The 24,460-nt window shown below is 33.9% G+C and carries 19 protein-coding genes; 12 read left to right on the top strand and 7 right to left on the bottom strand.

Annotated features, from left to right (window positions below; translation table 11 throughout):
* Position 1: 1 nt before the first annotated feature.
* From LQ622_RS09440 to LQ622_RS09425, 4 genes are all read left to right on the top strand, one after another.
* Complete coding sequence (locus LQ622_RS09440; RefSeq protein ID WP_049320214.1) at positions 2-1,267, top strand: YlbE family protein; 1,266 nt, start codon at positions 2-4, stop codon at positions 1,265-1,267.
* Positions 1,264-2,055: an oxamate carbamoyltransferase subunit AllH family protein gene (locus LQ622_RS15170; RefSeq protein WP_204188493.1), complete on the top strand. Its 792-nt coding sequence runs from the start codon at positions 1,264-1,266 to the stop codon at positions 2,053-2,055. The genes LQ622_RS09440 and LQ622_RS15170 overlap by 4 nt, the downstream gene beginning before the upstream one ends.
* Positions 2,048-3,010 carry a carbamate kinase gene (gene arcC / locus LQ622_RS09430; RefSeq protein ID WP_107576585.1) on the top strand — a complete coding sequence of 321 codons (963 nt, stop codon included), beginning with the start codon at positions 2,048-2,050 and terminating at the stop codon, positions 3,008-3,010. The genes LQ622_RS15170 and arcC overlap by 8 nt, the downstream gene beginning before the upstream one ends.
* 743 nt (positions 3,011-3,753) lie before the next feature.
* Complete coding sequence (locus LQ622_RS09425; protein ID WP_126477162.1) at positions 3,754-4,968, top strand: CynX/NimT family MFS transporter; 1,215 nt, start codon at positions 3,754-3,756, stop codon at positions 4,966-4,968.
* Between the two features lie 64 nt (positions 4,969-5,032).
* Here LQ622_RS09425 and LQ622_RS09420 read toward each other — a convergent pair whose 3' ends face one another.
* Both LQ622_RS09420 and LQ622_RS09415 read right to left on the bottom strand, forming a co-directional pair.
* Positions 5,033-5,323 carry a hypothetical protein gene (locus tag LQ622_RS09420; protein WP_037590268.1) on the bottom strand — a complete coding sequence of 97 codons (291 nt, stop codon included), beginning with the start codon at positions 5,321-5,323 and terminating at the stop codon, positions 5,033-5,035.
* 171 nt (positions 5,324-5,494) lie between these two features.
* A complete protein-coding gene (locus tag LQ622_RS09415) occupies positions 5,495-6,721 on the bottom strand; it encodes a pyridoxal-phosphate-dependent aminotransferase family protein (protein WP_126477163.1) in 1,227 nt (408 codons plus the stop codon).
* Between the two features lie 221 nt (positions 6,722-6,942).
* On the opposite strand from LQ622_RS09415, the gene LQ622_RS09410 reads away from it, so the two are divergent.
* On the top strand, positions 6,943-7,881 hold the full coding sequence (locus LQ622_RS09410) for a TDT family transporter (protein WP_239762876.1): 939 nt from the start codon (positions 6,943-6,945) through the stop codon (positions 7,879-7,881).
* 242 nt (positions 7,882-8,123) lie between these two features.
* Positions 8,124-9,614 (top strand): MFS transporter, encoded by a 1,491-nt coding sequence (locus LQ622_RS09405; protein ID WP_239762879.1) that lies wholly within the window; start codon positions 8,124-8,126, stop codon positions 9,612-9,614.
* Between the two features lie 90 nt (positions 9,615-9,704).
* Here LQ622_RS09405 and LQ622_RS09400 read toward each other — a convergent pair whose 3' ends face one another.
* Together LQ622_RS09400 and LQ622_RS09395 are read right to left on the bottom strand one after the other, a co-directional pair.
* Entirely contained in the window at positions 9,705-10,688 is a 984-nt protein-coding gene (locus tag LQ622_RS09400; protein ID WP_239762894.1) for a tagatose 1,6-diphosphate aldolase, read from the bottom strand.
* A gap of 11 nt (positions 10,689-10,699) precedes the next feature.
* Positions 10,700-11,626, bottom strand: coding sequence for a 1-phosphofructokinase family hexose kinase (locus LQ622_RS09395; protein ID WP_239762899.1), 927 nt, complete (start codon positions 11,624-11,626; stop codon positions 10,700-10,702).
* Positions 11,627-11,787: 161 nt separating this feature from the next.
* Between LQ622_RS09395 and LQ622_RS09390 the strand changes: the two genes are divergently transcribed.
* The 5 genes from LQ622_RS09390 to LQ622_RS09370 are packed head-to-tail and all read left to right on the top strand — an operon-like array spanning position 11,788 to position 15,737.
* On the top strand, positions 11,788-12,573 hold the full coding sequence (locus LQ622_RS09390; protein WP_232173986.1) for a DeoR/GlpR family DNA-binding transcription regulator: 786 nt from the start codon (positions 11,788-11,790) through the stop codon (positions 12,571-12,573).
* Complete coding sequence (locus LQ622_RS09385; RefSeq protein ID WP_232173985.1) at positions 12,566-13,036, top strand: PTS sugar transporter subunit IIA; 471 nt, start codon at positions 12,566-12,568, stop codon at positions 13,034-13,036. Before LQ622_RS09390 ends, LQ622_RS09385 begins: the two co-directional genes overlap by 8 nt.
* Before the next feature lie 12 nt (positions 13,037-13,048).
* A complete protein-coding gene (gatB, locus tag LQ622_RS09380; RefSeq protein WP_232173984.1) occupies positions 13,049-13,324 on the top strand; it encodes a PTS galactitol transporter subunit IIB in 276 nt (91 codons plus the stop codon).
* 23 nt (positions 13,325-13,347) lie between these two features.
* Positions 13,348-14,703: a PTS galactitol transporter subunit IIC gene (locus LQ622_RS09375; protein WP_239762901.1), complete on the top strand. Its 1,356-nt coding sequence runs from the start codon at positions 13,348-13,350 to the stop codon at positions 14,701-14,703.
* Entirely contained in the window at positions 14,703-15,737 is a 1,035-nt protein-coding gene (locus LQ622_RS09370; RefSeq protein ID WP_239762904.1) for a galactitol-1-phosphate 5-dehydrogenase, read from the top strand. Before LQ622_RS09375 ends, LQ622_RS09370 begins: the two co-directional genes overlap by 1 nt.
* A gap of 320 nt (positions 15,738-16,057) precedes the next feature.
* Here the strand turns inward: LQ622_RS09370 and LQ622_RS09365 are convergent, their stop codons facing one another.
* The 3 genes from LQ622_RS09365 to LQ622_RS09355 form a co-directional block, all read right to left on the bottom strand.
* Entirely contained in the window at positions 16,058-16,786 is a 729-nt protein-coding gene (locus LQ622_RS09365) for an NAD-dependent protein deacylase (protein WP_239762907.1), read from the bottom strand.
* 24 nt (positions 16,787-16,810) lie between these two features.
* Positions 16,811-17,962 carry an ArgE/DapE family deacylase gene (locus LQ622_RS09360; RefSeq protein WP_239762910.1) on the bottom strand — a complete coding sequence of 384 codons (1,152 nt, stop codon included), beginning with the start codon at positions 17,960-17,962 and terminating at the stop codon, positions 16,811-16,813.
* Between the two features lie 578 nt (positions 17,963-18,540).
* Positions 18,541-19,284, bottom strand: coding sequence for an amidohydrolase family protein (locus LQ622_RS09355; RefSeq protein ID WP_037590256.1), 744 nt, complete (start codon positions 19,282-19,284; stop codon positions 18,541-18,543).
* Between the two features lie 327 nt (positions 19,285-19,611).
* Here LQ622_RS09355 and LQ622_RS09350 point away from each other — a divergent pair, with 327 nt between their 5' ends.
* Positions 19,612-24,423 carry a MucBP domain-containing protein gene (locus LQ622_RS09350; protein WP_275590381.1) on the top strand — a complete coding sequence of 1,604 codons (4,812 nt, stop codon included), beginning with the start codon at positions 19,612-19,614 and terminating at the stop codon, positions 24,421-24,423.
* Positions 24,424-24,460 lie beyond the last annotated feature (37 nt).

Raw genomic sequence — 24,460 nt, 5'->3', positions numbered from 1 at the left:
AATGGCTTATAAAACAATAGATGAAGCTAACCAAGCAGTCATTGATAAGATGATCGCAGCAGCACCATTTTTAGTAGATGTGGTGCCTGCTAAATCTAAAATTCCAGAACTTAAAGAACATGTATTACTACATGCTGGACCACCAATCAAATATGAAAACATGACAGACCCTATGCAAGGTTCATGTGTCGGTGCGATTTTATTTGAAGGATGGGCTGAGAACGAAGAAGCGGCACGTAAGTTGTTAGAAGAAGGACAAATTACGTTCATTCCTTGTCATCACGTTAACGCTGTTGGACCAATGGGTGGTATTACATCAGCTAACATGCCTGTACTTGTTGTTGAAAATAGAGAATCAGGTAATGAAGCATACTGTCAAATGAACGAAGGTATCGGTGCTGTATTACGTTTCGGTGCTTACAACGAAACAGTTGTAAACCGTCTACACTGGATGAAAGATGTATTAGGTCCAGTATTAAGTAAAGCACTTCAAAAAATGGATGATGGCTTAAACGTTAACGTATTAATCGCTAAAGCAATCGCAATGGGTGATGAATTCCACCAACGTAACATTGCAGCATCATTAGCATTCTTAAAAGAAGTGACACCTATCATTGCGTCATTAGAAGATGTAGAACCTGAGAAACGTACAGAAGTATTACAATTCTTAGCTGATACAGATCAATTCTTCTTAAACATCGCGATGGCTACAGGTAAAGCGATGATGGACGCTGCTCGTCAAATCGAACACGGTACAGTTGTAACAGCAATGTGTCGTAACGGTGAGAACTTCGGTGTACGTATTGCAGGTATGGGTGACGAATGGTTCACAGCACCTGTTAACACACCTCAAGGTTTATATTTCACAGGTTACTCAGCAGATGATGCGAACACAGATATCGGTGACTCAGCGATTACTGAAACAATCGGTGTCGGTGGTATGGCAATGATCGCAGCACCAGCTGTTACAAGATTTGTTGGTACTGGTGGATTTGATGATGCATTACAAATTAGTAATGAAATGACTGAAATTTGTATTGGTGAGAACCCTAACTTTGCGATCCCAACATGGAACTTTAAAGGCGCATGTTTAGGTATCGATGCACGTAAAGTTGTAGAAACAGGCATTACACCTGTTATCAATACAGGTATTGCGCATAAGATTGCTGGTTACGGACAAATTGGTGCAGGTACAGTACATCCACCAATCGAATGTTTCGAAAAAGCAATCACAGCGTATGCTGAAAAGTTAGGATTTAACGCGTGATTCTTCAAGCAACTGCAATAGGACAGGATGCTAAGAAACACTTAGAACAACATAAACAATTTTATGTGCATAGCATATTTAATAAAGGTTTCAATATCGTCAATGAATCGAATGACCTTATCTTTATAGGTACAGATGAAAATGGAACATTTCCTTTTGGTATAGTAGTCGATTCACAAACAAAGCAAAGTTTATTTAACGAAATCGAATTAAATCAACACATTGTAGTGGGTCCTACTGCTATTCAAATAAGTAAGGCATGCCAACTCGTTTGGCATGTTCCAACTTTAAAGGCATCTGACTTTTCGGAACAGACTGATATACAAAAGCTTAAAGAAAATATCGCATCTTATGACTTTGCCATGTATGAGCAAGGCGATTTTAACAAAGAGAAGATGCAACATGTATTAAACGCATTAGAATTTGGAAATGATGAACAAGTTGAGGAACAATACCGATATCTGATTGGTAGAGGACAAGGTTTAACACCATCCGGAGATGATATGCTGACAGGTATTTTATTTATTCATTTTATCCATCCTTTTATTAACAATAATCATTTAGAACGATTAAACATATTGCTGCAATCATCTCTAACCACACTTGTAGGCGAAACATTTTTAAAATGTGCTTTGCAAGGTCAATTTAGTTCAAAAATTTCTAACCTACAACATGATCCATCAATCGCGCGTCTAGACCAACTTTTAAAAGTAGGTTCTTCATCTGGAAGAGACACGTTATATGGCATGTATGTAGCATTAACATTAAGGAGTGAGACGTATGGGTAAGCGAGTTGTACTTGCACTAGGTGGTAATGCGATATTACAACCTAATCAAGAAGCGTCATACGATAATCAATATAACAACGTGATGTCTGCTACACGTAAAATGGCAGAATTGAAGAAACAAGGACATAACATTGTGATTACACACGGTAACGGGCCACAAGTTGGGAATATTATCGCTCAAAACGAAGCGGCGAAAGATATTGTGAACCCACTTCCAATTAACGCATGTAGTGCAGAATCTCAAGGATTTATCGGCTACATGATGGAAGAAGCTATTAAAAATCATTTAAACGATTTAGGTATTAGTAGTGATGTATTAACATTATTAACAATGGTAGAAGTAGATAAAGATGACCAAGCATTTAATAATCCAACTAAACCAATTGGTGTATTTTTCAGTGAAGAAGAAGCTAAAAGATTAGAAAAAGAACATGGGTTTGTCATGGTAGAAGATGCTGGTAGAGGATACCGTCGTGTTGTACCTTCTCCAGAACCACTTGTTATTCATGGCGTAAACCAAATTAAGAAATTAATAAATCAAGCGATTGTGATTTCTTCAGGTGGCGGTGGCATACCTGTTTACCGTGATGAACACGGTGATATTAAAGGTGTAGAAGCTGTTATCGATAAAGACCGTTCTGGTTTGAAACTAGCTCAACAAGTTGAAGCAGATACATTCATGATGTTAACAGACGTACCAAATGTGTGCGTGAACTTCGGGAAAGAAAACGAAGAAAAGCTTCAAACAATATCAGTTGAAGAAGCAAAACAATACGTAGCAGAAGATCAATTTCCAGCAGGAAGTATGTTACCTAAGATAGAAGCGGCAATTCAATTTGCAGAATCAGGTAAAGAAGCTATTATTTGTTCATTAGATGATGCAATCGATGCATTAGAAGGAAAAGCAGGTACACGAATTTTATTAGATCCTTCAGCAAAACCAGTTTCTTGTTAATATGAGGGGTTTGATTGAGTGTAAAAGGAGGTTGTTAGGAATTCTAACGCTCAAGAATGCAAAACAAGATCGTTAGCGGGTCAAAAAATTTAAAAAAAGTAAAAAATAGGTGCGCTAACGCTCAAGAGTGAAAAACAAGATCGTTAGAAATTCTAACGCTCAAGAAAGTGAAACAAGATCGTTAGCGGGTCAAAAAACTCAAAAAAAGCAAAAAATAGGTGCGCTAACGCTCAAGAAATCAAAACAAGATCGTTAGAAATTCTAACGCTCAAGAAACCGAAACAAGATCGTTAGCGAGTCAAAAAACTTAAAAAAAGCTAAAAATAGGTGCGCTAACGCTCAAGAATGCAAAACAAGATCGTTAGAAATTCTAACGCTCAAGAAACTGAAACAAGATCGTTAGCGAGTCAAAAACTCAAAAAAAGCAAAAAATAGGTGCGCTAACGCTCAAGAAACCGAAACAAGATCGTTAGAAATTCTAACGCTCAAGAAAACAAAACAAGATCGTTAGCCGACATACTAAACTTTATAAACCGAAAATAAACCCATCCCCCTATGGCTAACGATCAAGTCACTCAATTTAGCAGCATTGCACTCAATCATATCTCTGATATACTATTAAAAAAGTCTGGGACAAAGTGTTGTTCCAGACTCTCATATTATATACACTTCAATATGAATGAACTATACTAATGTTGCGTTGATGTTTTATAAGAAAATTTTTAGAAATAAGGTGGTATAAGATGATTGAACCCTATAATACACATAGAATTCAAAGAAATTGGGGTATCATAATTGCGATTGTATTTATCGCATCTACGCTACGTGCACCACTAACATCAGTAGGTCCGGTAGTTGATGAAATTAAAGATGTTATGCAAATTAATAACAGCCTTGCTGGTTTTTTAACAACAATACCACTCATTATATTTGCAGTCGTTTCGCCATTAGTATCTAAAGTAACTAAACGTTTGACGATGTCTAATACAATTGTACTTTCAACGATATTAGTAATTATTGCTTTGTACATACGTGTTGCTGGTGGTTTTAATTTATTTATTATTGGTACAGTTCTACTAGGTATTGCGATCGCATTTGGTAATGTTGTATTACCAAGTTATGTGAAATGGTATTTTCCATTACAAATTGGATTAGCAACAGGTATTTATAGTGGGACAATGAACTTTACTGCAGGATTAGGTGGGGGACTAAGTTTCCCAATGTCTCAATCTCCATTAGGATTTAGACTGTCCCTTGCTTTTTGGATCGTACTAGGAATTATCGCATTAATTTTATGGATTCCAAAAGCAAGTAAAGGTGCTAAACTAGAACGCCAAGATAAACTATCAGAAGCACAGAATCAACATACAAAATTGAACATTACGAAATCTAAATTAGCATGGTTAGTAGCCTTAACAATGGGATTCCAATCAATGGTATTCTATACAGTTGTTGCTTGGGTGCCTTCTATATTAGTAGATAGAGGTCTAGATCCATCAACAGCAGGTTATTTACTCATGCTTAACCAATTTTCACAAGTGCCAATGACATTTACATTCCCGATTATTGCGTCTAAATTAAAAGACCAACGTATATTAGTTGTGATCATCACAATGCTATTCTTAGTTGGATTTGGGTTATTCTTTACGCAATCGTTAGTATTACTCGTAATCGGTATTATTATTGCAGGTTTAGGTATGGGTGCATGCTTTAGCTTATGTATGACATTCTTCTCTATACGTGCACGTACAAGTGACGGAAGTATCGCATTATCAGGATTCGGGCAATCTATCGGATATTTAATTGCTGCCATCGGACCATTCTTTATTGGTTATTTACACGATGCGACAGACAGTTGGATATCAGGCATCATCGCCTTAATCGTTATGTCTATTCTGTTCTTTATAGTAGGTTATCCAGCATCTAAAAATAGAGTCGTAGAAGATGAAACGATATAAAAATACAAAAAAGTCTGAGACAAAGTTACTGTCTCAGACTTTTTGTATTGAATTTATTTTAGTACTAAGCTAATAATAAATCTAATTCTTTATTGATGATTCTATAATTTTCATCAGTAAAGTTTGTGAAGTTATACCACTCATTATCATAAAAGATTTTGATATGTTCTTTTAAAATACCTTTTTTAAATTCTTTTTCTTTAATGTTTACAATGTCCAAAGTATAAGAAAACTCTGTGCCTATACCATCTTCTTTGAAAATTAATTTTTTCGACTGTTTGTCTAATTTCAATGTACCAGGTTTATGAACATGTCTAAAATTAAAAACTTTTAATGAGCATTTTGTTGTAATCATAGCCATCACCCTTAAAAATGTAATTTTTTATATAATATGGTAATTATTAGCTAAAATCAACTTATGTAATGAGATTTATAAATAATTAATAGAATCTAAAAAACACTTTCGTCCAATTCATCTATCATGAATTAATACGAAAGTGTTTTATTTTACTTCAACTTGGTGTGACTAGATTTCATTTTGTTCATAATAGTCTAATAATGTCTTGATAGACTCTGCGACATTAAGGTGTTGCTGGCTGTCATGTGATACTAAATATGTTGAGAAGATTGATAAGAATGTTAGGATGTTTTGTTTTTGAACGCCGTAACCCATAATACCAATTCTCCATATTTGTCCTTGTAAATCTCCAAAAGATCCGGCAATTTCTACACCGTAATTTTGTAATAAGCCATTTCTAAATGCATTATCATCGATGCCTTCTGGAATTTTAACGCAAATGACCATTTTCATCTCGTTAGATTCGTCACCGTAAATTTCTAAGCCAAGTGCTTTTAAAGCTGTTTTTAAAGCTTCTTGGTGATAGCTATGTCTTTTCGCACGTGCTTCAATGCCCTCTGATAGTGCTAATTTTAATCCAGTATATAATGCATAAACAGATGTTGTAGATTCTGTGTGATGATTGAGACGTTTAGGGCTCCAGTAGTCTTGTAACTGTGTTAAATCTAAATAGTTACTGCTAATGAAGTGTTCTTTTTCGGTAGATTCATTTGAGCGAATCCCTAATTCTACACGTTTGCGTTTATTAATTTCTTCGCTGAAACGCTCGTTAAACGTAATCGGTGTAATACCTGAAGGAATAGATAGACATTTTTGAGCGCCACCAACGACTGCATCTAGTTCCCATTCATCTACAGGAATAACCATACCTTGATAAGTTGCGACCGCATCTACTACTGAAAAGATGCCTCTTTCTTTACAAGCACGTCCTAATTGATCGATAGGTTGCAATCTTCCTGTTGATGTTTCACCATGTACAATCGCAAGTACTTTAGGTTTATATTCATCTAAAGCTTCAATAATTTCTGCTTGATCAAACACTTCGCCCATCGGTTTATGTATATTGTGGACGATACCTCCTGCACGTGTTACGAGTTCAGTAAATAAATAACCAAATCGACCAATTACAGGTACGAGTACTTCATCACCAGGTTTCACGATATTTGATATAACGGCTTCTAAGCCAGCACGGCTAGTTCCATCAATTGGGAATGCCCATTTATTTTCTGTTAAGAATGACTGACGAATTAATGACATTGTTTCATTCATGATATTTACAAATTCATAATCGAATTGACCGAGTATAGAATTCGACATTGCTTGAGAAACACGTGGATCTACACTTACAGGTCCAGGTGTCATAATTAATCGTTTGTTCACTTTTAAAGTATCCACATTGCTAACCTCTTTTTCTATAAATTTTGTCATTATACATTATATCTTAGATTTTCATACAATTATTCGTCAAAAATGCTGATTATTTTATTACTTTTTGTCAGAATATTACAAAAAAACGCTATGTATTTAGTATACACTTGTAAGACAATATTAAATTAAATCAAAAACAATGGTATGATTAATGAACGAATATTACATAGATAGAAGGGCTTTTGAAAATGTTAAAAATAGCTTTAAAAAGAGCACCAATCGCAATAAGCGGATTGGCATTAGGCATCATGGCATTGAGTAATGTATTTTATCATATTAATTTTAAGACGCTCGGCCTATGTAGCTTTATTATTTCCTGTGCAATAATGTTATTATTTATCATGAAATGGATCATTTATCCTAGTATGTTTCTGAAAGAACTTAAAAATATCCATACATTTGCGATATCACCAACATTTCCTATGACTTTCATGATATTTGCATCCATTATAAAACAGGAATTTGCCGTACAATCTCAGTTGTTAAACGTGCTATGGTATGCAGCCATTTTATTACATATAAGTTTGATTATTATTTTTATAAGTCGCTATGCATTTAGAAATTTTAAATCATGGCCAAACACAAGCTGGTTTGTGATGTTTGTCGGAACAGGGGTTATAAGTGAAACATCAGCAGCATTTAATGAAACACTCGGACATGTATCAACAATCTTTGGAACGGTATGCCTAGTGTTGATTTTAGCGTATGTACTAATCAGCAAGTCGTGGCAAACATATAACCAAGAACAATTTCCGATGGTGATTATTATGAGTGCACCAGCAGCACTATGTTTAAATGGTTATATCTTAAACAATACAAGTTATTCAAATGTATATGTCATCGTCTTATTAATACTTTCCCAAGTGTTGTTTGTATTTACATTAATATTCTTACCGAAAATATTACAAAGAGATTTCAAAGTATCCTTTTCAGCAATGACATTCCCATGGGTAACAACAGCCGCATCACTTTATAATGTCACTCAACACAGTCACGCAAGTAGTAGCATCATTACATTCGGAACAATATTTTCTGTAATTGAAATCACATGGGCAGCAATCATCGTATGCTATGTGTTATATCAATATGTCGTATTCCTAGCAACAAAAGACGTCGAGTATAGTTAGGATGTGGATTTATGGACCGATAAAAATAATTATCGGTCCATATTTCGTATTTCTGTACCGATAAAAAAATTTAACGGTCCATATTTCGCATTTCTGTACCGATAAAAAATAATATCGGTCCATATTTCGTATTTCTGTACCGATAATTCGCTCGTAAACTCTTAAATAGCCAGTTAAAAAGTTTATGTTTGACTATATAGTAACTATACACCTTACCATTATTTGAGTAAGGAGGATTTATCATGAAATTTAATAAATGGTTCTCGTTAATATTGGTTTCTAGTGCGTTATTTTTGATTGTTATAGATATGACAGTTTTATATACTGCTTTACCTACGATAACGTATGAATTAGAAGCGACTGCGTTTCAAAAATTATGGATTGTAAATGCGTATCCGTTAGTTGTTGCAGGGCTCTTACCTGGTTTAGGTACGTTGGGTGATAAAGTAGGGCATAAGAATATGTTTTTATCTGGATTAGTAATCTTTACTTTAGCATCAGTTGTCGCGGCTTTTTCTCCAACATCTGGCACTTTAATTATGGCTAGAGTCATATTGGCTGTTGGTGCAGCAACAATGATGCCGTCAACACTTGCTATTATTAAACAGGTCTTTGATGACAAAAAAGATAGAGCACTTGCGCTAGGTATTTGGTCTTCTATTGCATCAGCAGGTGCTGGTTTAGGACCTTTAATAGGTGGTTTATTATTAACTAAATTTTGGTGGGGATCAGTATTCTTAATTAATGTTCCTATTACGATACTTGTTATTGTCGTTGCTTTTATACAAATTCCTAATATTAAAGGAAACAAAGATAAAAAATGGGACATCACAAGTTCAATTCTGATTATGATAGGGCTTATAGGGACTGTCTACGCTATAAAAGAAATCACAAAAGAAAATCCTTCAATTGTACTGATTATACTGACATTTGTGATTGGATTATGGTCGTTGAAATTATTTATTAATCGACAAAAACGTCTATTAAATCCTTTAATTAGTTTAGATATATTTAAAAATAAATACTTTTTATCAGGTGTGATAGCTGCATTTACATCAGCATCTATATTAATTGGCTTTGAAATGATTTTATCTCAACGATTACAATTAATTTTAAATCTGACACCTTTAAAAGCAGGATTAGTCTTAATGTCGATGGCAGCAGCTGCTTTTATAGGGGCAATTGTACAGGGAAGTATCTTAACACGATTTGATAGCATCAAAATACTCATTTATAACTTACTCATTTCATTAATCGGTATTGTAGGATTCACAGCATTTCTTCACAATGATTTATGGATTCAAATACTGTTCCTTAGCATCGCAGGATTAGGGTTAGGCGGTGCAATGACTGTAGCATCAAATGCAATCATGACAAACGTTGATGACGATAAAGCAGGTATGGCAGCATCAGTAGAAGAAGTTTCATATGAACTGGGAGGCTCAATAGGAATAGCTGCACTTGGTGGCGTATTTTCATTTACTTATACTTATTTAATGGAACGCTCAATGTCGATAGCAGAAATACCAGCAAAAGCAAAAGGTAGTTTTGAAGAAACGATGATCGTAGCAGAAAATTCAAATGGTCTTTTAAAAAGTAAATTACTAGAATTGGGTACAAATGCATTTGATCATGCATATTCATTAATCCTAATCATAACAATCACAATTATCGCTGCAATTATCCTATTATTGTGGAGAATATTAGCAGAAACAGGTAAGAAAATAACATAAAAAAAGACTACTTATTTCCCAGAAAATAGAGGGGTAAGTAGTCTTTTTTAAGTGTTGAAGTGGAATTTTGTATATAACTTTTGTTATTAATTAAAATTGAATAGGTGATGCAGTACTGTGAAGTGTTTCTTTGACTCTATTTAGGTTCTCTAATCCTTGATGTTGTAACCATTCAATGTATTCATTCCAACTTTGAGTGGCGTAAGTTTCAATTCCATCTTTCCAAATAGCTCTACCGCATAAACAACCGTTAAATTCGGAACCTGAATTTTTCGCAAATTTAAGTGTTTCTATGAACTGTTCATTTGAAACACCTCCACTTAAATAGATGAATGGTATTTTTGATAAGTCAGAACATTTTTTATATGATTTTTGTGCATCATCTTTGCTAAATACAGGGTTATAATTTTCATATATATCATAACCTTCTATATTATATATAGATATTGGTACCTCAACTTTTAAGACATCAACTCCATATATATCCTTAGAGAATTCCGACATAAAGTATTCAACGATTGCAGGTTTCACTTTAGCAAATTCTGTACTTTTAGCATCTAATCCTTCATGACTATATGCAACTGGTTCTAGAATAAATAATATATCATTTTGTTTACATTCGTCTCCCACGCGTTTTATGAAAGTTTTCTTAATTTCATTAATCTCAGTTTCTTCATTATGATCATAATATACGAGTAGTTTAATTGCATCGGAACCATTGTTTGCTAAATCTTGAATCGCATAAAAATCTACCAAGTTAGGCAATCTTCCTTTTTCCTTTGCTTCATAACCTGTTTTTTCATAAGCCATTATAAGGCCGATTTTATCGTTTAATTTTTTAGCAGCATCCCATCCAAATTCAGGATCAAGTAAAAGTGATGAAGATTCATTACCTAATATTTGAGCTACACCTTCTTTGAATTCACTAATGCTTTTATCATAAGATTTTTGACTGTTAAAGTTCTGAATCATTTTACCTAATGAGCCACGCTGATCCATAGCTGTTGCAAAAATAATGTTATTCTCATCAGTTATATTTTGTAATCCTCTTTGTTTACCTTCTGTTAAAATCATGAAAATGCCCCCTAAATTTGTTTGATTTTAATTTCATTTATAAAATACTGAATTTCTTTACTATCTATATTCGGATACCAATGCAAACAGTTTGAGAGTGAATAACTGCAAGCTTCAATTAAAGTTTCTTCTAAATCTGCTTTATCTGTTAATTTTTTTGCAAGTATACCTAAAAAAATGTCCCCTGAAGCTATAGGATTTATTGCTTTTATTTTTGGTTGATCAACTTTGTAAATAACATCGTCAAATTTTGCAATAATCCCCTTACTACCCAAAGTAACGATTAAATTATTTGTTAGTGAATATTGTTTGATAAAGCTAATCATATCGTCTTCCGAATAATCTTTATTTTCTCCTATTAATTCTAAAAACTCTTCGTCATTTATTTTTACTAACCAAGGTTTTGATTGAATACCACATTTTAGAGCGTCAGCACTACTATCTAGAAAACATTTAATGTTTTTCTCTTGAAGCTTTAATATAAGAGATTTATAGAATTCAGCGGAAACGCCAATTGGTAAGGAACCAGAGAAAATGACTATATCATTTGGTTTTGTTTGGTCTAATATTTTTTGTGTAAAAATATTGAGTTCTTCATTCTGTATTTCAGGTCCTTGTTCATATACCTGATAAGTGTTGTTTTCATTTTCATTAATAACAATAGAACAAACACGATTATTTTCAGATATGTGTGTTACTTCAACGTTTACTTGGTTATCACTAATCATTTTTTGTAAAGAATGACCAATATATCCACCAAGTAAAGTATGTACTTTGTAATCTGTGTAGTTAAGATGGAAAAATGGTCGTATAACATTAAAGCCTTTTCCACCTAATACATCCCTTACACTGTTGGGTCTAATAATCGTATTAGGCTCAAAAGAGGAAACAAATATTGATCGATCTAATGCTGGATTAGGACATATTACATGAATCATATACTAATACTCCTTTCTCATTTATTTAAGGTAATAGTAATTCAAAAGCCAAAATAATGCAAACTTTAATTTTGCTTTTTTGTTTAAATGCAAAAAAATAGTTGCAATTTAAAAAGATATGATTTATTATGAATGCAAGCGATTACAAGGAGGTGTAGTTTATGGCTAGACACGAAAGGCAAAATGAAATATTAAAAATGTTACGTGAAACTAGGACGGTAAAAATAACTAAACTGGCAAACTACTTCGAGGTGACAAGGGAAACAATTAGAAAAGATTTATATGATCTAGAAGAAGAAGGTTTAATTGAAAAAGTACATGGTGGCGCGATTTTGAGTAAAGCAAACAATGAAACTGATTATTTTAATAGAAAAACTGAGAATGATGATGAAAAAAGAATAATTGCTAAAGAAGCTGCCAAGATAATTGAAAATGGGGATACATTATATGTTGATTATGGCACGACAACTTCTTATTTTGTAAATGAAATAATGAATAAAAAGAACCTTACAATTATTACGGCATCAATACCATTGGCTTCAGAATTAGTTGATTATACAGATTTTGACGTTATTTTATTAGGTGGAATTGTTAGAAAGAATGAAAAATCATTATATGGACCAATTACCCAAGAAATAATTTCGAATTTATATGTTGATTATGGAATTTATAGTGGAAGTGGTTTTGATGTTCAAAGAGGTCTGAGTAATTTTCATATGGGAGAATCTAAAGTTTCTAAGGAAATGATTTCACATTGTAAACGCAAAATTTTATTAGTGGATTATTCAAAATTCCATACGACTTCGATGAATAAAATTGCTAATGTGAGTGATTTCGATTATATCGTTACCGATGATAAGACACCTTCTCATATAGTAGAAGACCTTGAGAAAGAAGTTAAGAATGTAATTGTTACTCATTTGAAAGGTGATAAAGACTATGAATAATGTCGTAGAAAAAGAACTGATATTTTTCAATTATAAAGCTAGTAATTATGAAGATATTTTAGAAGTACTAGGTAATAAAGCTATAGAGGTAGGAATTGCAAAATCAAATTACGTTGAAGGTTTAAAAAATAGAGAAATTGAGTTTGCAACTGGTGTCCCTGTTGAACCTATAGGTGTTGCTATACCACATACGGATTCAAGCTATGTGAATGATAATAAAGTTGCTGTTATGACTTTAGAAGAACCAGTTAAATTCAATCTAATGGGCGGCTCAAGTGAGGACACTATTGATGTTAAATTGGTTATACTTTTGAGTTTTAAAGATGGAAAGAATCATATCTCAGCTTTGCAAAATATTATTGAAAAAATACAAGATGAAAAATTTGTTGAATCATTAATAAATGCACAATCGAAAGAAGAATTATACAAATTAGCTGAAGGAAATTTAAATCAAATTTTATAGGAGGAATTTATTATGAAAAAAGTATTAGTAGCATGTGGTGGAGCAGTAGCAACTTCGACGGTAGCAGCAAATAAAATTAAAGATTTATTAAAGAAAGAGAATATTCAAGCTGATGTACAACAATGTAGAGTGAGTGAATTATCATCAAAAGCTCAAAATGTAGACTTAATTGTTACAACAGCAAAAGTAGATAGGGATTATGGAGTACCAGTTATACACGGTATTGCATTTATATCTGGTGTAGGTATTGATAAAACAAATGAACAAATTATTGACGCACTAAAATAAATAGAACTTGGGGGTGTTAAAATATGGCAGTAATTGAATATATTCTTGATCTTGGTCCAACAGTAATGTTGCCCCTTGTCATATTCATTATTGGTTTAATTTTGAGACAAGGCATAGGGAAGTCTCTACGTTCAGGTATTACTGTAGGTGTAGGATTTGTAGGTGTTAACTTAGTTATTAGTTTGTTAACAGATAATCTAGGACCAGCTGCTCAAGAAATGGCAGAAAGGTTTAATTTAGGATTATCAGTTGTAGATGTAGGTTGGCCAGGAGCTTCTCCAATGGCTTGGTCTTCTGTAATAGGAACAGTAGCAATACCAGTTGCCATTTTAGTAAATGTGATTATGTTAGCAACAAAAATGACTAGAGTTGTTAATGTAGATATTTGGAATATTTGGCATATGACTTTTACCGGAGCTATATTGTACACAGCAACAGGTAGTTTCTGGATTGGTATTGTTGGAGTAGTTATTCATTCTGCATTTGTATATAAACTTGGTGATTGGTTTGCGCCAGTTACTAAAAATCATTTTGGTTTAGAAGGTATTGCAATACCTCATGGAAGTGGCGCATGGTCAGCTCCATTTGCTGTTGTGATAGATTCGATTATTGATCGTATTCCTAAAGTAAGAAAAATTAATTTTAATTCAAATAAGATAGAAGAAAAATTTGGCGTAATCGGTGAACCAGTTATTATTGGTGCATTTCTAGGTGTTGTTATAGGTGTGTTAGCAGGGTATTCTTCACAAGAAGTATTACAACTTGCGATTCAAATGTCTGCTGTTATGGTACTTATGCCAACAGTTGTGAAATTTATTATGGAAGGTTTAATGCCAATCGCTGACGCAGCTCGTGAAATTCTAGATAAGAGATTTCAAGGCAAAGATTTCTATATTGGTTTAGATCCAGCGTTGCTACTTGGTAATTCTCAAGTAGTAGCAGCAAGTTTATTATTTGTTCCTTTAACTTTAGTAATAGCTGTTTTATTACCAGGAAATGAAGTATTACCATTTGGTGATTTGGCAACGATAGGTTTCTTTATTTCAATGGCTGTTGGTGTCCATAAAGGTAATTTATTTAGAACTTTAATTTCAGGTATATTTATTATGGCTATCACAATTTGGATTGCGAATATGACAATTGATATTCATACAAAATTAGCAAAAGATGTTGGTTCTCTTGGAGACAAAGGACAAGTTATATCACTTGATCAAGGCGGTAGTCCAATTACATTTATACTACGTGAACTTGTATCCTTAGAAAACGCATTGCCATTACTTATAATAGGCTTGTTATATGTACTTTCTGTCATATTTACTTACTTTAAATTTAAAAAAGGAAAAATCTATCCAGATCATGAAATGGAAGGTGAACATTAATGAAATCATTATCACTAGTTGATGAAGAGAAATTTGAAATAATAGAGAAAAATATTCCTGAAATTAATGAGAACCAAGTATTAATTAAAGTAGCATATTGTGGTGTTTGCGGTTCAGATTTAGACAGATACTTCAAAGGAAAGGTTCACTTTTTCCCAATTACGTTAGGGCATGAATTTTCAGGAACAATTGAGAAAGTCGGTACAGGTGTTAAGAATTTTAATATTGATGATCGTGTTACCGCTGCACCTATTGTTCCATGTGGTAAATGTGAGTACTGTGAAAGAGGAGAATTTGCACATTGTACACATTATAGTTTTATTGGGTCAAGACAAGATGGTGCAATGGCAGAGTATGTAGCTGTAAATGCAGAGAATGTAATAAAGGTTCCAGATAAAGTGACATTAAAAGAAGCGGCTTTAATAGAGCCACTTACTGTAGCATTACACGGTGTTGAAAGAATTAACATGCATGCAGGTAGTAATGTATTGATATTTGGAGCAGGTACTATTGGAATGATGACTTTGCTTTCTGTTAAAGCATTGGGAGTAGGAAATGTAACAGTAGTGGATCTTAACTCTGAAAAACTCATTAAAGCACAAAAACTTGGTGCTGATACAGTTATTAACCCACTAGAAATAGATTTATCAGAGTATTTCCGAGAGCATGATAACCCTGAAATAGTATTCGAAACAGCAGGAGCAAGCCAAACACAATTACAAAGTATAGAGTTTGTTAAGCATTTAGGTAAAGTTGTATTTATTGGAACAGCAACAAAAAATGTGAACTTTGATCCAAAACTGTTTGAACAAATACTTAGGAAAGAAATTATTGTTACAGGATCTTGGATGTCATACTCAGCTCCATTTCCAGGTTATGAATGGACAGCTGGTTTAAATTACTTATCGCAAGGTAAAATAGATGTAAAACCTTTAATTAGTGAAGTCTTTACTTTAGAAGATAAAAGTAAACCATTTGATAGAATGATTGATAAAGAGTTACCTTCAATTAAGTACTTATATGAAATAAAATAAGTAATATAGGTAATAAAAACATCAATGCGTAAGATTTATTTCCAAGGAAATGGTGAGGTAAGTAGTATGTTTTGATGTTAAGAATAATGACTTACGTAATAATATAGTTTATTGATTTCTCGAAAAATCAATAAAAAATAGCCGTTTATGCTCGACCATAAACGACTAATGAAATATAGCATAGACTATACGCCTTAATTTTTACACTCAGCCGACCTTCCAAAGTTGCTGAGTGTTTTTTAATACTTAAATAATACCATGGGTGTATTTTGTTATCAAGAATAAAAGGTGACACTTAGATGTCATATTATATGTTTCACTTACCCCAACAACTCCTGTACAACAGCTACCATGTCATCGTGTATAACGATGTTTGCTGTAGCATCATAAGGTGTTTCGTCTTTGTTTATAATGACGAGATTTTGTCCTTCGAAGTTTGAGATCAGTCCTGCTGCGGGTTGTACGAGTAGGGATGAACCGAGTACTACGAGTGTGTCTGCTTCTCTTATTTTGTTTAATGCTTTGAATATTGTGTCTTGATCTAGCATTTCACCGTATAATACGATGTCTGGTCTAATGGTATGATCACATGATTCGCAATGGTGTAAGTGGTTATCAATAACATAAGATTTAGTATATGTTTGATGGCATTTCGTACAATAAAATCGATTTAAAGTGCCGTGCAATTCGTCTGTTTTTAGACTGCCGGCATTGCTATGAAGTCCATCTATATTCTGTGTGATGACACCGAGTGAACGATGGTCTTTTTCGAGTTGGGCTATCCATTGATGTACGATATTCGGTTGTTTATCGGTGAAGAGTAAATATTGAAAACAAAAGTCCATAAATCCTTCTGGGTCACTTTGTAAATAATCAGTGCTTAATAAATATTCAGGGGAATAGCCGTTTTCTGAGATTTGATCATATAATCCACCGAGTGAGCGGAAGTCAAGTATACCACTAGCAACCGAAATACCTGCTCCCGTAAAAAATGTAATATTTTGAGATGAATCAATGATGTTTTTAAGTTGTTGAATTTGTGTATTCACGTTTATCACTCCGGTTATAATGAATTACTTTTCTAAGTATTTAGGGAAGAATTCTGTATATAAATCAATAAATTTAAGATAGGCATCTTTAGATACATGTTCATCTACTTGATGCGCTTGGTCTACTGTACCAGGACCGTACATTATAAATGAGAAGTTCTCATCTTTAGAAACTAATAAATCAGATGCGTCGGTAACACCTGGCGATGCTTCAGTTGGAAGTGTTGTGTTTAAATGTTTTTCTCCCATTTTTACAGCTAACTCGATCAATGAATTTTGACCAGTTGTGTAAACAGGTGGTCTAGACATATACGTATCAATTTCAATATCTGTTTTATCTGTTTCTATTTGTTTTAAAATTTCATTGAAATATGAAATGAATTGATCATTATCATGTTCGGGAATCGTACGTATATTGAATTCCGACTCTGCATGTTCAGGAATTGAGTTAACTTGGTTACCACCATTGAAAATAGTCGCATTCATAATTGGTTCGCCAAGTAGTTTATTGGTTTGATTGAATTTCGTAAAGCCTTCATCTGCTTTATAAATAAATTTTACAAGCGGTGAAATGGCATTAAATCCAAGATGTGGCATTGAGCTGTGTGATGCTTTTCCTCGAGAAGTGATGCGAATATCCATTGAGCCTTTATGTGCATAAATAATTCTATCTTGGGAAGGTTCAGCAATAACGAGTGCTTCTACATCATCCATATATCCTTTGTCGTGAAATGCTTTTGCACCTTCACCAGCAATTTCTTCACCAGCCGTTGCAAGTAGACGGATTCTACCATGCTTTAATAAACCTTGATCATGTATGTCTATCATGCTGATAACAAGCGCAGCTAATCCAGACTTCATATCAGCAGAGCCACGACCAAATAAATTACCATCTACTTCAGTTAGTTTAAACGGATCATATGTCCATTTACTTTCATCACCAGCAGAAACGACATCCATATGTCCAGAAATACCTAGAATAGGACCATTTTCACCAATTTCAGCAACTAAATTTGCACGCGTTTCACTAATTTTAATGATTTCGGATTCGATGTTATGGTCTGCTAATAATTTCTGTAAGTACTCACATACTTCAATTTCATTATCATTAACAGATCGAATACTTACTATATCTCCTAAAATGTCTACTTTCTCTTGATCAGTAAATATACTCATAACCAAAACTCCATTTCTATATAGTTTTTATCTCAATTACTATTATATAGCTGAAATCTTATACTTTGAAATTAAACACATTGAGGAGATGGAGATATGTGAGTGAAGGATTTGATGAAAGTCGTGGCTTAATGTGTGAGTAAAGCCAAGAGAAAGCTGAAGTCATGGCTTAAGTACTGAATAAAGCCAAGAGATGGCTGAAGTCGTGGCTTAAGTACTGAATAAAGCCAAGAGATGGCTGAAGTCGTGGCTTAATGTGTGAGTAAAGCCAAGAGATAGCCGAAGTCGTGGCTTAATGTGTGAGTAAAGCCAAGAGATAGCCGAAGTCGTGGCTTAAGTGCAGAGTAAAGCCAAGAGATGGCTGAAGTCGTGGCTTAATGTGTGAGTAAAGCCAAGAGATGGCTCAAGTCTTGGCTTAAGTTATGAATAAAGCCAAGAGATGAGTAAAGTCATGGCTTAATGTGTGAGTAAAGCCAAGAGATTATAAAAGATGTGAGTTAAAGGCTGAACAAACTCACATCTTTCCCAAATATAAACTTCTAGACAAACTGAATTATTACATTACTATCAGCATCATCTTACTTTCGATACCATTCTTTAGCATTTTGATAAAATATTTTATGAGCTGCGGCTTCGTCAAATGTATCTTGAACGAGTTGGATATCTTCAGAAGTAAAGCGTTTAGGTGCACGTGTTGATGGTAAATCTGTACCAAACATTAGTGCATCTGGATTAGCATGATAAATTTCTTTCAATGTATCTTGTACATTTAAATCAACTCTACTGAAACCTGTTGCTTTTACATGAACGCCTTTGTCGACTAATCTTAAAAGGTTTGGAAGACCTTCCTTAGACAGACCGAGGTGATCAATGGATACGGCTGGTAAAGATAATATCGTTTCTTCAATGTCTGGTAAATTTTTTGAATCAATATACAATTCACTGTGCCATCCTACTAAGTCATGTACACGTTTCGCGAAATCACTTAAATGTGCTAAGTCCTCTGATCCACCACGTTTAACATTAAATCTTAAAGCACGAACGCCTTTGTCATTCAAAGAAACAATTTCTTCATCTGAAACACTATAAGGCAATTGGGTCACTCCACAGAATTTAGGACCTAAGTCACTTAGTGCTTTAAGTAAATATTGTTGATCAAACCCTTGAAAAGAACCGGATACAATTGCACCACCAGCAATATTCATATTTTGTGTTTCTTCTTGATAATCCTCAGTTAGATAACTCGGTGGCATATAGCCGTTATTCTCTTTTACTTCATAATTAAAATCAATAATATGAAAATGTGCATCAAAAATCTTCATCAAAAATTCCCCCTTTTAAAATCACTATACTATACGAGAAACAAGTTAAATAATATCAATTCATTATGATAGGTTATTTGGAAACGTTATAGAAAAACATCACAATTGTTGTTTTTAAAATATAAAATCATTAAAGAAGTTAATTTGTAAATAAAAACGTTTATAAAATAAGTTTGACAAAACTAGTAATGATAACATTTTAAAAAATATTTTAAAATTTTTTCAAAAATAACTACCATTAGTTAGGTATAAATAGTATAATATGTAAACTTGAGTGAAACATAATTAACAACAGAATATTTATAAATAGTGAAGGGAAAAAGAAAGATGAGAAAAATAAAACGGGATCTTAAATTTTCTATTAGAAAGTTCAAAGTAGGTATTGGTTCAGTTGCAATCGGGGCGATATTTTTAATCTCTAGTAATGGAGAAGTAGAAGCAGCTAAACTTACGAACGAAAGCCAAACGACAATTAAGGGTACAGAGCAACAAGAAAGTAAACAAGAAGAAGTAACGGGAACAAAACAGGGAAATGAACAGACGATACAAGATACAGAGCAAGTAGAAACAAAAGAAGTACCAGAAGTGCAAGAATCTGAAGTTCAAGAACCGGTAGCAGAAGAGTCGCAAGAAACAGAAGAATCACAGCAAGTTGAAACGGCTGCTACTAAAGAAATAGAAACGACAGATGTTAATGAAAAACAAGAAGCACCAAAAGAACAAGAACCAAAAGAAACGCTTAATGAAGAAACAGAAGTGTCAGAACCAAAGGGAACTGAAACAAAAGAAACAATTACAGATACAAAACAGGGAACAGAAGAACAAAATTCATCTCAAGTAAGTAATAAACAAGAAGTACAAGAACCTAAACAAAAGCAATCAGAAACACCAGTAAGTAAAGAACAAGAAGTTTCTGAAACAACAAAACCGGAAAAGTCAGAAACAAACACTCAAGTAAGCAATACAACTCAACCTGAAGTGACAGAAACGAAGACTACTAAAAAGGTCGCAAGTGTTAAAGCGAATACGCAAAGTATGAAAGTAGCTAATGTAGCTGCTACAAACGCAGATAAATCTAACACATCAACAGTAACAAAAGATAATTTCACAGATTATTTCAAGTTAAACGGGGATGCAAAGTACGATAAAAATACTGGCATAGTAACTCTAACTACAGATGAACCAAGTAAAAAAGGTAGTTTTTCTTTAAATAGTAAAATTGATATGTCCCAAAGCTTTAAATTAAAAGGGAAAGTAAATTTAGGGAATAAGAATGCAGCTAATAAAGGTGCTGATGGAATCGGTATTGTATTCCATCCAAATTCGATTAACGATATAGGTTCATATGGTGGAGGACTTGGTATCGGCGGACTGCCTAAAGCATTTGGATTTAAGTTAGATACTTGGTATAACGGATCGGGAGAAGCTACATTTGTACCAGACCCTGAAGAATTTGGTAAAAATCGTACAAAAACAATGGGGGCATTCGTATCTACAGATAAAAACAACATGGCAGTTACAGATGAAGATACAATGCAATTTGTTGGTGGACCAATTCAAAATAAATTTACTGATATATTAGTCGAATATGACGGTAAAACAAAAATAATGAAAATTACGTATACAGATACTCAAAATAAGTCTTACGATTTCATTAAAGATATGACTGAATATATCGATCCTAATCAAAGTTATACGCTAGCTTTATCAGGGTCTACAGGTGCATACACAAACAGACAAGAATTCCAAATTACCGAATTTACATATGTAGCAAGAGGTGTTGCTAATGTGAAATATGTAGATAAAGATACAGGAAAAGAAATAGCACCTGCGATTGAGTATGAAGGTGATATTAAAGGGAAAGCAACAATAGATAATAAAAAGAATGCTTTATATAATCAGGGGTATGATTTTGTAAATGTGACAGCATCGTATGAAACTCAATTTGATAGACAAACAGATACAGTAACGTTTACAACAAGTGGTCAAAATATTGTATATTACTTTGTTAAAGCAAACGGACAAGTTATTTCTAAGTATGTAGATGAGAATGGAAACAAAATTCAAGAACCAACAACTTTAAAAGGCAAAGTAGGAGAAGACTATAGTTCGACACATCCAAGCGAAATAGAAGGATATGATTATTTAAGAACAGAAGGCAACCCAACGGGAGAATATTCAAGAGATAATCAAACAGTGACGTACGTGTATCAAAAAGCAGACGGTCATGTAACAGTGAGATATGTAGATGAGAATGGAAACAAAATTCAAGAACCAACAACTTTAAATGGCAAAGTGGGAGAAGATTATAGTTCAACACATCCAGAGCAAATCAATGAATACAATTATCTAGAAACAGAAGGTACCCCAGAGGGTAAATATTCGAGAGACAATCAAACAGTGACGTACGTGTATCAAAAAGCAGACGGTCATGTAACGGTAAGATATGTAGATGAGAATGGTAATTCGGTACAACCAGATACAGTATTGAATGGCAAAGTAGGAGAAGACTATAGTTCGACACATCCAAGCGAAATAGAAGGATATGATTATTTAAGAACAGAAGGCAACCCAGATGGTGAATATTTAAGAGACAATCAAACAGTGACGTATGTGTATCAAAAAGCAGACGGTCATGTAACAGTAAGATATGTGGATGAAGAAGGCACTGAAATTCAAAATCCAACAACTTTAAAAGGCAAAGTGGGAGAAGACTATAGTTCGACACATCCAACTCAGATTAATGAATACAATTATCTAGAAACAGAAGGTAACCCAGAGGGTAAATATTCGAGAGACAATCAAACAGTGACGTACGTGTATAAAAAAGCAGACGGTCATGTAACAGTGAGATATGTGGATGAGAATGGAAACCCAGTACAACCAGACACAGTATTGAATGGCAAAGTAGGAGAAGACTACACTTCAACGCATCCAGAACAAATCAATGAATACAATTATTTAGGAACAGAAGGTAATCCAACGGGAGAATATTTAAGAGATAATCAAACAGTGACATATGTGTATAAAAAAGCAGACGGTCATGTAACGGTGAGATATGTAGATGAGAATGGCAACTCAGTACAACCAGATACAGTATTGAATGGCAAAGTAGGAGAAGATTATAGTTCAACACATCCAGAGCAAATCAATGAGTACAATTATCTAGAAACAGAAGGCAACCCAACGGGAGAATATTCAAGAGATAATCAAACAGTGACGTACGTGTATCAAAAAGCAGACGGTCATGTAACAGTGAGATATGTGGATGAGAATGGAAACAAAATTCAAGATCCAACAACTTTGAATGGCAAAGTGGGAGAAGATTATAGTTCGACACATCCAGAACGAATCAATGAATACAATTATCTAGAAACAGAGGGTAACCCAACAGGAGAATATTCAAGAGATAATCAAACAGTGACGTATGTGTATCAAAAAGCAGACGGTCATGTAACAGTGAGATATGTGGATGAGAATGGAAATCCAGTACAACCAGACACAGTATTGAATGGCAAAGTAGGAGAAGATTATAGTTCAACACATCCAGAGCAAATCAATGAATACAATTATCTAGAAACAGAAGGCAACCCAACGGGAGAATATTCAAGAGATAATCAAACAGTGACGTACGTGTATCAAAAAGCAGACGGTCATGTAACGGTAAGATATGTGGATGAGAATGGAAACAAAATTCAAGAACCAACAACTTTGAATGGCAAAGTAGGAGAAGACTATAGTTCGACGCATCCAGAACGAATCAATGAATACAATTATTTAGGAACAGAGGGTAACCCAACAGGAGAATATTCAAGAGATAATCAAACAGTGACGTACGTGTATCAAAAAGCAAACGGTCATGTAACGGTAAGGTATGTGGATGAAGAAGGTAATTCAATACAACCAGATACAGTATTGAATGGCAAAGTAGGAGAAGATTATAGTTCAACACATCCAGAGCAAATCAATGAATACAATTATCTAGAAACAGAAGGCAACCCAGAGGGAGAATATTCAAGAGATAATCAAACAGTGACATATGTGTATCAAAAAGCAGACGGTCATGTAACAGTGAGATATGTGGATGAGAATGGAAATCCAGTGCAACCAGACACAGTATTGAATGGAAAAGTAGGAGAAGATTATAGTTCAACACATCCAGAGCAAATCAATGAATACAATTATCTAGAAACAGAAGGCAACCCAACGGGAGAATATTCAAGAGATAATCAAACAGTGACGTACGTGTATCAAAAAGCAGACGGTCATGTAACGGTAAGATATGTGGATGAGAATGGTAATTCGGTACAACCAGATACAGTATTAAATGGCAAAGTAGGAGAAGACTATAGTTCGACACATCCAGAACAAATCAATGAATACAATTATTTAGGAACAGAAGGCAACCCAACAGGAGAATATTCAAGAGACAATCAAACAGTGACGTACGTGTATCAAAAAGCAGACGGTCATGTAACAGTGAGATATGTGGATGAGAATGGAAACCCAATACAACCAGATACAGTATTGAATGGCAAAGTAGGAGAAGACTATAGTTCGACACATCCAGAGCAAATTGGTAATTATAAACTCAAAGAAGTTAATGGTAGTGAATCAGGTGTTTATACTAGAGATCCGCAAACTGTAGTTTATGTATATGAAGAAATAACTTCAGAATCATCTAGTGAATCAACAAGCGACAGCAGTTCTGAAAGTATGAGTGACTCAATGAGTGAAAGTGGCTCAGAAAGCACAAGTGAATCAACAAGTGAAAGTGATTCAGAAAGTACAAGTGAGTCAACAAGCGAAAGTACATCAGAAAGCATGAGTGACTCAATGAGCGAAATTGGAAGTGACGCTATGAATATAGATGAGACTTCAAATACAGTTGATACTAATATGAACAATGTTGTTCAAGATGATAATTATGAAGTAAATACTTTAAATAATCATATTGAAGAAGATGCAGATTCTAATGAAATTAAGGATCATAATGGTGATCAGTCTTCTGGTGATGAAAAGTTACCTGATACAGGTGAAACTAAACAGAATTCTGGTTTGATGAGTGGCTTACTTGCAGTCTTTGGTGGTGCTTTGTTATTTAGAAGTCGCCGTAAAAATAATCATGATAATCAGTAATTTTAAAAACAAGCTAAGAGATTGCACTCTTAGCTTG

This window comes from Mammaliicoccus sp. N-M50, assembly GCF_022386995.1.
In the GTDB taxonomy this organism is placed as follows: Bacteria; Bacillota; Bacilli; order Staphylococcales; family Staphylococcaceae; genus Mammaliicoccus; species Mammaliicoccus sciuri_A.
Note: the sequence above shows the minus strand (reverse complement) of the source record. Positions and strands in the feature narration are given on the sequence as shown.

What these genes read in the sequence shown, in the direction of transcription:
- LQ622_RS09440 (WP_049320214.1), top strand. Translation starts at nt 2, where the DNA reads ATGGCTTATAAAACAATAGATGAAGCTAACCAAGCAGTCATTGATAAG.
- arcC (WP_107576585.1), top strand. Translation starts at nt 2,048, where the DNA reads ATGGGTAAGCGAGTTGTACTTGCACTAGGTGGTAATGCGATATTACAA.
- LQ622_RS09425 (WP_126477162.1), top strand. Translation starts at nt 3,754, where the DNA reads ATGATTGAACCCTATAATACACATAGAATTCAAAGAAATTGGGGTATC.
- LQ622_RS09420 (WP_037590268.1), bottom strand. Translation starts at nt 5,323, where the DNA reads ATGATTACAACAAAATGCTCATTAAAAGTTTTTAATTTTAGACATGTT.
- LQ622_RS09410 (WP_239762876.1), top strand. Translation starts at nt 6,943, where the DNA reads ATGTTAAAAATAGCTTTAAAAAGAGCACCAATCGCAATAAGCGGATTG.
- LQ622_RS09405 (WP_239762879.1), top strand. Translation starts at nt 8,124, where the DNA reads ATGAAATTTAATAAATGGTTCTCGTTAATATTGGTTTCTAGTGCGTTA.
- LQ622_RS09400 (WP_239762894.1), bottom strand. Translation starts at nt 10,688, where the DNA reads ATGATTTTAACAGAAGGTAAACAAAGAGGATTACAAAATATAACTGAT.
- LQ622_RS09395 (WP_239762899.1), bottom strand. Translation starts at nt 11,626, where the DNA reads ATGATTCATGTAATATGTCCTAATCCAGCATTAGATCGATCAATATTT.
- LQ622_RS09390 (WP_232173986.1), top strand. Translation starts at nt 11,788, where the DNA reads ATGGCTAGACACGAAAGGCAAAATGAAATATTAAAAATGTTACGTGAA.
- LQ622_RS09385 (WP_232173985.1), top strand. Translation starts at nt 12,566, where the DNA reads ATGAATAATGTCGTAGAAAAAGAACTGATATTTTTCAATTATAAAGCT.
- gatB (WP_232173984.1), top strand. Translation starts at nt 13,049, where the DNA reads ATGAAAAAAGTATTAGTAGCATGTGGTGGAGCAGTAGCAACTTCGACG.
- LQ622_RS09375 (WP_239762901.1), top strand. Translation starts at nt 13,348, where the DNA reads ATGGCAGTAATTGAATATATTCTTGATCTTGGTCCAACAGTAATGTTG.
- LQ622_RS09370 (WP_239762904.1), top strand. Translation starts at nt 14,703, where the DNA reads ATGAAATCATTATCACTAGTTGATGAAGAGAAATTTGAAATAATAGAG.
- LQ622_RS09360 (WP_239762910.1), bottom strand. Translation starts at nt 17,962, where the DNA reads ATGAGTATATTTACTGATCAAGAGAAAGTAGACATTTTAGGAGATATA.
- LQ622_RS09355 (WP_037590256.1), bottom strand. Translation starts at nt 19,284, where the DNA reads ATGAAGATTTTTGATGCACATTTTCATATTATTGATTTTAATTATGAA.
- LQ622_RS09350 (WP_275590381.1), top strand. Translation starts at nt 19,612, where the DNA reads ATGAGAAAAATAAAACGGGATCTTAAATTTTCTATTAGAAAGTTCAAA.